Raw genomic sequence first — 6,560 nt, forward strand, 5'->3', positions numbered from 1 at the left:
CGCCGGTGAGCGGGGTCTGGTGCGTCCAACTGCAAGGCGGAGGAGGGAGGCGACGCGGAGCCGTCGGCGACCGACGACAACGCCGCTGGGGGTCCCCCCACGCCTTTAGGGCAGTGGGGGAGGGCGTGCCAGACCCCGCGTCTGCGACAGGATCCGCCGGGCAGGCCCTAGTTCAGACCGTGAGCACGATCTTCCCCCGTACCGACCTCGCCTCACTCTTCCGGTGCGCCTCGGCCGCCTCGGTCAGCGGCAGGGTCAGGCCGATGCGGGCCTTCTTCCTCCCGTCGGCGAGGTCGGTGAGGATCTGTGCCAGCAGCGCGCCGTCGGACTCCGCGCTGACCCGGCGTACGTCGACACCGCGCTCCGGTTCGGGGGCGGGCACGACCGCGATGACGACGAAGACACCGCCGTCGCGCACGGCGTGGATCAGGTCGCCGCCGATACCGGCGGGGTCCACGACCAGGTCGACCCCGCCGGGCACCGACTTCCGCACCGCGGCGGCGAGTTCACCTGCGTCGCTCGCCCGGCCGAGGACGATGTCGGCGCCGAGGCCCTCGACGTACTTCTCGTCACCGTCCGACGCCACGGCGACGACCTTGGCGCCACGGCCGGCCGCGTGCTGGACCGCCCACCCGCCGATGGCGCCGCTCGCCCCGGTGACCAGGACGGTCTGCCCGGCTTCGAGCCCGCCCAGGTCGAGGGACTGCCAGGCGGTCTCGGCGGTGATCGGGACGGCCGCGGCCGTGACGTCGTCGACGCCGGCCGGGATCTCCGCCAGAAGGGCGGGGTCGATCGAGACGACCTCCGCGTACGTGCCTTCCTGGTTGACGAACCAGGGCGCGAGCCCGGCGACCCGGGTGCCGGGGGCGAACGGTCCGTCGCCGTCGATGACCGTACCCGCGAGGTCCGCGCCAAGGATGAACGGCGGGGCCAGGTCGGGCAGCACCTGGCGAAGCCAGCCCGCGCGGGCCGCAAGGTCCGCCGGGTTCACGGAGGTCCCCGTCACCCGGACCCGGACCCGTCCGGCGCGCGGCGCGGGTTCGGGGATCTCGGTCACGGTGAGCACCTCGGGTCCACCGAAGTCGTACTGCTGAATCGCTTTCATCACAGTCTCTTTCCTGGTGTGGGTCGGGTGGCGGCAGGTCAGTCGCGACAGGACCGAGTAATTGCTTGCCTGAGCAACAATAAGCCTCTTTAGTTGCCCAGGCAAGCACTTCGACGTACGGGGCCGCTCGATCAGAAGCTGTCGCCACTGAGCGCTTCGAGGAAGACCTTCGGGTTCCAGTACTCCCGGTAGTTGACGACGAGTCCGTCGCGGAAGGTCGCGAAGGTCGCGTAACTCATGTTGTAGGGATTGCCGTTGGACACGACGCTGCCGATCACGCTCCACTCCGCGATCGCCACGTTCTCGTCGGCGGTCGGGTAGACGCGCACCGAGGGGATCTCGCGGATGTCGATGAGGTCGGGGTAGCCGCGCAGGTAGTCGAAGAGCGCCTCGCGGCCCTCGATCCGGGCCGGCGATCCCTCCGGGGCGAACGGGAATTCGGCGACGACGTCTTCGGCGCACAGGTCAGTCCAGGCCTTCATGTCCTTGGCGAGGAAGGTGTCGAAGGTGCGCCGCAGCAGGTCGACGGCCGAGGGGGTGTCGCTCATCGCGTACTCCTGTCATGGGTGGCGTCCGCCCTGGAGGGCGATTGCCGGAGACTCCGACACTAGCACTGTGTAAGCGACACATCGACACTTATTTTCGAGCGATACCTCGGGCCACCCCGTCGGACGGTCAGGTCACCATTCCAGCGGCATCGTGAAGTTCCCGAGGCGGGCCACCTCGTCGGCGATCTCCGCGATCGTGGTGTGGTCCAGCTCCGCCTCGAACGCCTCGCGGGCGCGGGTCAGCGCGGGTTGGAGACCGCCCACGATGTTGCTGCCGACCGCGCAGTCCTGCGGCGGCGGGGTGCGGTGCAGGGTGAACAGCCGGGTGTCCTCAACCGCCCGGTACACCTCAAGGAGCCGGATCCCCTCGGCCGGCCTGGCCAGCAACGCACCGCCGCCCGCGCCGAGTTGGGACCTGGTGAGCCCGGCGGCACTCAGCCGGGACAGCAGGCCGCGGATCACCACGGGGCTCGTGTTGGCCGAGTGGGCGAGGTCCTCGGAGCGCAGGGGTTTGTCGCCGCTGACCGCGAGGGCGACCAGGGCGTGGACGGCGACGACGAAGCGACTGCTGGTGGGCATCGCGCTCCCGGAGCGTGTAAGGGTGACGGTTACACGTCCCACTATGCCGCAGCGACGACTTGCCGTGCGGCCGTCGACCGGCGCACAATTTGCTTGCTTGAGCAATGATGACCCTTCAGTGCCTTCAGTGCCTTCAGTGCCTTCAGTGCCTTCAGTGCCTTCGATGCTGCGACGCAGGAGATGAGAACCATGGCTGATGTCCCGACCGCACGGGTCGCGGTGGTGACCGGCGGAGCCGGCGCGATCGGCGGTGCGATCGCCCGTGAACTCGCCCGGCTCGGACACCGGGTCGTCGTCCTGGACCGGGCCGGTGACGTCGTATGCGATCTCGCCTCGGAGGAGGACGTACGGCGGGCCGCGGCCGAAGTCCTGGAGCGGTACGGCCGGGTCGACGTGCTCGTGCACTCGGCCGCCGCGTCCGATCTGCTGGACTGGGAGACCACCGACCTCGCCGTCTGGCGGCGGATCCAGGCCGTCAACGTCGAGTCGGTCCTGCTGCTGGCCCAGGCCTTCACGCCCGGGATGCGGGAGCGCGGGTTCGGCCGGATCGTGCTCATCACCTCCGACACCGTGTGGCGGCCACCGAGCGCCGACCTGCTCGGCTACATCACCAGCAAGGGGGCGCTCACCGCGTTCGGGCGCACCCTGGCCGCCGCGCTGGGCAAGGACGGTATCGCCGTGACGTCCGTCGCCCCGGGGCTCACCCGCACCCCGGCGACCGCCTACCAGCCGGACGAGGCCTTCGACGCGGCCCTGGCCGGCCAGGCACTCCCCCGCCCCCTCGTCCCCGACGACGTCGCCGCGACCGTGGGCTTCCTGGCCGGCGACGCCGCGGAGGCCTTGACCGGCCAGGTCCTGACGGTGGACGGCGGCAGCCTGTTGCGGTGAACGGAGCTGCACGGCAAAGCCCCTCGCGGCCAGGAGAGACGGGCGGGCTGCGAGGGGCTTTGTCAGATCTCGTACGACGCCCTCGGCGCCGCCAGTTCCACCGGCCCTGCGAAGACCTCGCGCGCGTCGGCCAGGTTGGCCTGGGGGTCGGTCCACGGGGGGATGTGGGTCAGGATCAGGCGCCTGGCTCCCGCCCTGGTCGCCGTCTCGCCCGCCTCGCGGCCGTTGAGGTGGAGGTCGGGGATGTTCTCCTTGCCGTGGGTGAACGCGGCCTCGCACAGGAACAGGTCGGTGTCCCGGGCGAGTTCGTCGAGGGATTCGCTGACGCCCGTGTCACCGGAGTAGGTGAGGGACCGGCCGCCGTGCTCGACGCGGATGGCGTAGGCCTCGACGGGGTGGCGGACCCGCTCGGTGTGCACGGTGAAGGGGCCGACGTCGAACGTGGACGGCTTCACCGTGTGGAAGTCGAAGACCTCGCTCATCGAGGAGGCGGTGGGGGTGTCGGCGTAGGCCGTGGTGAGGCGGTGCTCGGTGCCCTCGGGGCCGTAGACCGGGATGGGGTCGCAACGGCCGCCGTCGTGGCGGTAGTAGCGCGCGACGAAGTACGCGCACATGTCGATGCAGTGGTCGGCGTGCAGATGGCTGAGGAAGATCGCGTCGAGGTCGTAGAGACCGCAGTGGCGCTGCAGCTCGCCAAGGGCGCCGTTGCCCATGTCGAGGAGCAGCCGGAAGCCGTCGGCCTCTACGAGGTAGCTCGAACAGGCCGATTCCGCGGACGGGAACGACCCCGAGCAGCCGACGACGGTGAGCTTCATAAAGCAGAAACCTCCGCTGGCGGATAACTTCTGGAGTTGGGGGACGGGGGTCGTGCGGTCCGTCGAGCGTAAGGCGCAAAAGGGCCGGTCGCTCCTCCGCCAAGGGCTGTTGTGGGGGAACTCACCTGTGGTGTCACCGGTTCGGCTGGAACCGGGGCGTGTGGGGTGTGCGATGGGGCGCGCGACGTTGTTTGCGCGCCGGTACGGTCGTTCGTATGAACACGTACTGGTGGCTCGGGCTCGCGGCGGTGGTGTTGCTGGCGCTGGTCGCGACGCTGGTTGACGGGTGGGGACGGTCGTCCCGACGGGGTCGGGGGGATCGGCCTCGGCCCGCGGAGATCTGGTGGGCGAATGTGCCCTATGAGGATCAACCCGGGGCTGCGAAGGACCGGCCTTGTCTGGTGCTTGCGGTGCGGGGGCGGAAGGTCACCGTCGCGAAGATCACCAGCAAGTATCACGATGAGCGGGGTGGGGTGATTCCGTTGCCGCCGGGTGCTGTCGGCGATTCTCAGGGTCGAGCTAGCTATCTGGAGACCGACGAGTTGCGTGCTGTGCCGGTGTCTGACTTCAGGCGGCGGGTGGGGGTGGTGGACCCGGTTTTGTGGAACCAGGTCCGTCACCTTGCGCGTTAAGGGTTCGTTTTCGGGTGCGGGTGCGCTGTGGCTGGGCGCGCAGTTCCCCGCGCCCCTAAAAGCAGGGGGTGACCCTCAACCCCTTTTGATCATGCCCAGAGTTGGCCCTGAAGGGTCTTGATCGCTTCCTCTGTTGTTGCCGCCGTGTAGACGCCCGTCGACAGGTATTTCCAGCCGCCGTCCGCCACTACGAAGGCGATGTCGGCGGTCTCCCCCGCTGCTACGGCCTTCTTGCCGACGCCGATTGCCGCGTGGAGGGCCGCGCCGGTGGAGACGCCGGCGAAGATGCCCTCCTGTTGGAGGAGTTCGCGGGTTCGGGTGACCGCGTCGGCCGAACCGACCGAGAAGCGGGTGGTGAGGACGGAGGCGTCGTAGAGCTCGGGGACGAAGCCCTCGTCGAGGTTGCGGAGGCCGTAGACCAGGTCGTCGTAGCGCGGCTCGGCGGCGACGATCTTTACGTCCGGCTTGTGTTCGCGGAGGTAGCGACCTACGCCCATCAACGTGCCCGTGGTGCCCAGGCCCGCCACGAAGTGGGTGATGGACGGGAGGTCGGTGAGGATCTCCGGGCCCGTTGTCGCGTAGTGGGCGCCGGCGTTGTCCGGGTTGCCGTACTGGTAGAGCATGACCCAGTCGGGGTGTTCGGCGGCGAGTTCCTTCGCCACGCGGACCGCCGTGTTGGAGCCGCCGGCCGCGGGGCTGGGGATGATCTCGGCGCCCCACATGTTGAGCAGGTCGCGGCGTTCCTGCGAGGTGTTCTCGGGCATCACGCAGACCATGCGGTAGCCCTTGAGCTTTGCCGCCATGGCCAATGAAATGCCGGTGTTGCCGGAGGTGGGCTCCAAGATCGTGCAGCCGGGGGTGAGGCGGCCGTCCTTCTCCGCCTGTTCGATCATGTGCAGGGCCGGGCGGTCCTTGACGGAGCCGGTCGGGTTGCGGTCCTCCAGCTTGGCCCAGATGCGGACGTCGGTGGACGGCGAGAGCCGCGGCAGGCGCACCAGAGGGGTGTTGCCCACCGCGGCCAGCGGGGAGTCGTAGCGCATCGAGGATCAGGCCATACCGCCGGCCACGGCCGGCAGGATCGTGACGCTGTCGCCGTCGGTCAGCTTGGTGTTGATGCCGTCGAGGAAGCGGACGTCCTCGTCGTTCAGGTAGACGTTGACGAAGCGGCGCAGTTCGCCGCCGTCCACGATGCGGGCCTGGATGCCCGTGTGCCGGGTTTCGAGGTCGGCGAAGAGCGCGGCGAGGTTCTCACCGGCACCCTCGACGGCCTTCTCGCCGCCGGTGTAGGTACGGAGGATGGTGGGGATGCGGACCTCGATGGCCATGGCAAGGGGCTCCTGTCGGAAGCGGGAGGGGTCTGGTCTCGGTGGGCACATGCCTGACTGCCGCGGCGCACGGCCGTGCGGCGACAGCGCGCTGTCAACAGATGGCGCTGTTCAGCCTGCACAGGTCGACGTGCAGCCGCGCCACGAGCAGCATGCCCGGCGCCTTGTCGCTCACGTCGAGAAGAACCATGGGCTCATCGTATCGATTCCCGGTCCGGGCCTCGGTATGTGATCTCACATTTCGGACGAAATTCGGTCGGGGGGTGAGACGGCGCAGCTCAGGCGGACTGCCGCACGACCAGCCGGGTCGGCACGGTCGCCGATGGCAGGTCCTCCCCGGAGTGCTGTTCGGTGCGGTCGAACAGCAGCCGGGCCAGCAGGCGGCCCATCTCGGCGACGTCCTGGTGGACGGTGGTCAGCGGCGGATCGGTCGACTCGGAGATGGAGACGAGGTCGTCGAAGCCGACCACGGCCACGTCCTCGGGGACCCGGCGCCCGCGTTCGCGCAGCGTCTGGAGGGCGCCGGAGGCCATGAGGTCGGAGGCGACGAAGACGGCGTCCAGGTCGGGGTGGCGCTCCAGCAGCGCGGCCATGGCGTCGGCGCCGCCCTGCCGGGTGTAGTCGGCGCGTTCGACCAGGTGGGGCGCGCTGTCCGGGAGGGCGTCCCG

The 6,560-nt window shown here is 69.6% G+C and carries 10 protein-coding genes; 2 read left to right on the top strand and 8 right to left on the bottom strand.

Annotated features, from left to right (window positions below):
• Positions 1 to 172: 172 nt before the first annotated feature.
• From R6V09_RS42615 to R6V09_RS42625, 3 genes are all read right to left on the bottom strand, one after another.
• On the bottom strand, positions 173 to 1,105 hold the full coding sequence (locus tag R6V09_RS42615; RefSeq protein WP_317886856.1) for an NADP-dependent oxidoreductase: 933 nt from the start codon (positions 1,103 to 1,105) through the stop codon (positions 173 to 175).
• Between the two features lie 131 nt (positions 1,106 to 1,236).
• Entirely contained in the window at positions 1,237 to 1,653 is a 417-nt protein-coding gene (locus tag R6V09_RS42620; protein WP_317886857.1) for a nuclear transport factor 2 family protein, read from the bottom strand.
• Positions 1,654 to 1,785: 132 nt separating this feature from the next.
• Complete coding sequence (locus tag R6V09_RS42625) at positions 1,786 to 2,232, bottom strand: Rrf2 family transcriptional regulator (RefSeq protein WP_317886858.1); 447 nt, start codon at positions 2,230 to 2,232, stop codon at positions 1,786 to 1,788.
• 189 nt (positions 2,233 to 2,421) lie between these two features.
• Here R6V09_RS42625 and R6V09_RS42630 point away from each other — a divergent pair, with 189 nt between their 5' ends.
• Positions 2,422 to 3,120 carry an SDR family NAD(P)-dependent oxidoreductase gene (locus R6V09_RS42630; protein ID WP_317886859.1) on the top strand — a complete coding sequence of 233 codons (699 nt, stop codon included), beginning with the start codon at positions 2,422 to 2,424 and terminating at the stop codon, positions 3,118 to 3,120.
• A gap of 62 nt (positions 3,121 to 3,182) precedes the next feature.
• On the opposite strand, the gene R6V09_RS42635 is transcribed toward R6V09_RS42630, so the two are convergent.
• Positions 3,183 to 3,935, bottom strand: a complete 753-nt coding sequence (locus R6V09_RS42635; protein WP_317886860.1) for an MBL fold metallo-hydrolase — start codon at positions 3,933 to 3,935, stop codon at positions 3,183 to 3,185.
• Positions 3,936 to 4,150: 215 nt separating this feature from the next.
• On the opposite strand from R6V09_RS42635, the gene R6V09_RS42640 reads away from it, so the two are divergent.
• On the top strand, positions 4,151 to 4,567 hold the full coding sequence (locus R6V09_RS42640; protein ID WP_317886861.1) for a type II toxin-antitoxin system PemK/MazF family toxin: 417 nt from the start codon (positions 4,151 to 4,153) through the stop codon (positions 4,565 to 4,567).
• An 89-nt stretch (positions 4,568 to 4,656) separates the two neighbouring features.
• Here R6V09_RS42640 and R6V09_RS42645 read toward each other — a convergent pair whose 3' ends face one another.
• The 4 genes from R6V09_RS42645 to R6V09_RS42660 form a co-directional block, all read right to left on the bottom strand.
• Positions 4,657 to 5,607: a PLP-dependent cysteine synthase family protein gene (locus R6V09_RS42645; RefSeq protein WP_317886862.1), complete on the bottom strand. Its 951-nt coding sequence runs from the start codon at positions 5,605 to 5,607 to the stop codon at positions 4,657 to 4,659.
• 6 nt (positions 5,608 to 5,613) lie between these two features.
• Positions 5,614 to 5,892 carry a MoaD/ThiS family protein gene (locus R6V09_RS42650; RefSeq protein WP_317886863.1) on the bottom strand — a complete coding sequence of 93 codons (279 nt, stop codon included), beginning with the start codon at positions 5,890 to 5,892 and terminating at the stop codon, positions 5,614 to 5,616.
• A gap of 94 nt (positions 5,893 to 5,986) precedes the next feature.
• Positions 5,987 to 6,082 carry a putative leader peptide gene (locus tag R6V09_RS42655; protein ID WP_317774922.1) on the bottom strand — a complete coding sequence of 32 codons (96 nt, stop codon included), beginning with the start codon at positions 6,080 to 6,082 and terminating at the stop codon, positions 5,987 to 5,989.
• A gap of 88 nt (positions 6,083 to 6,170) precedes the next feature.
• Positions 6,171 to 6,560: LacI family DNA-binding transcriptional regulator (locus R6V09_RS42660; RefSeq protein ID WP_317886864.1), on the bottom strand; the 390-nt coding region annotated here is incomplete at its 5' end.

This window comes from Streptomyces sp. W16, from assembly GCF_033194735.1.
In the GTDB taxonomy this organism is placed as follows: domain Bacteria; phylum Actinomycetota; class Actinomycetes; order Streptomycetales; family Streptomycetaceae; genus Streptomyces.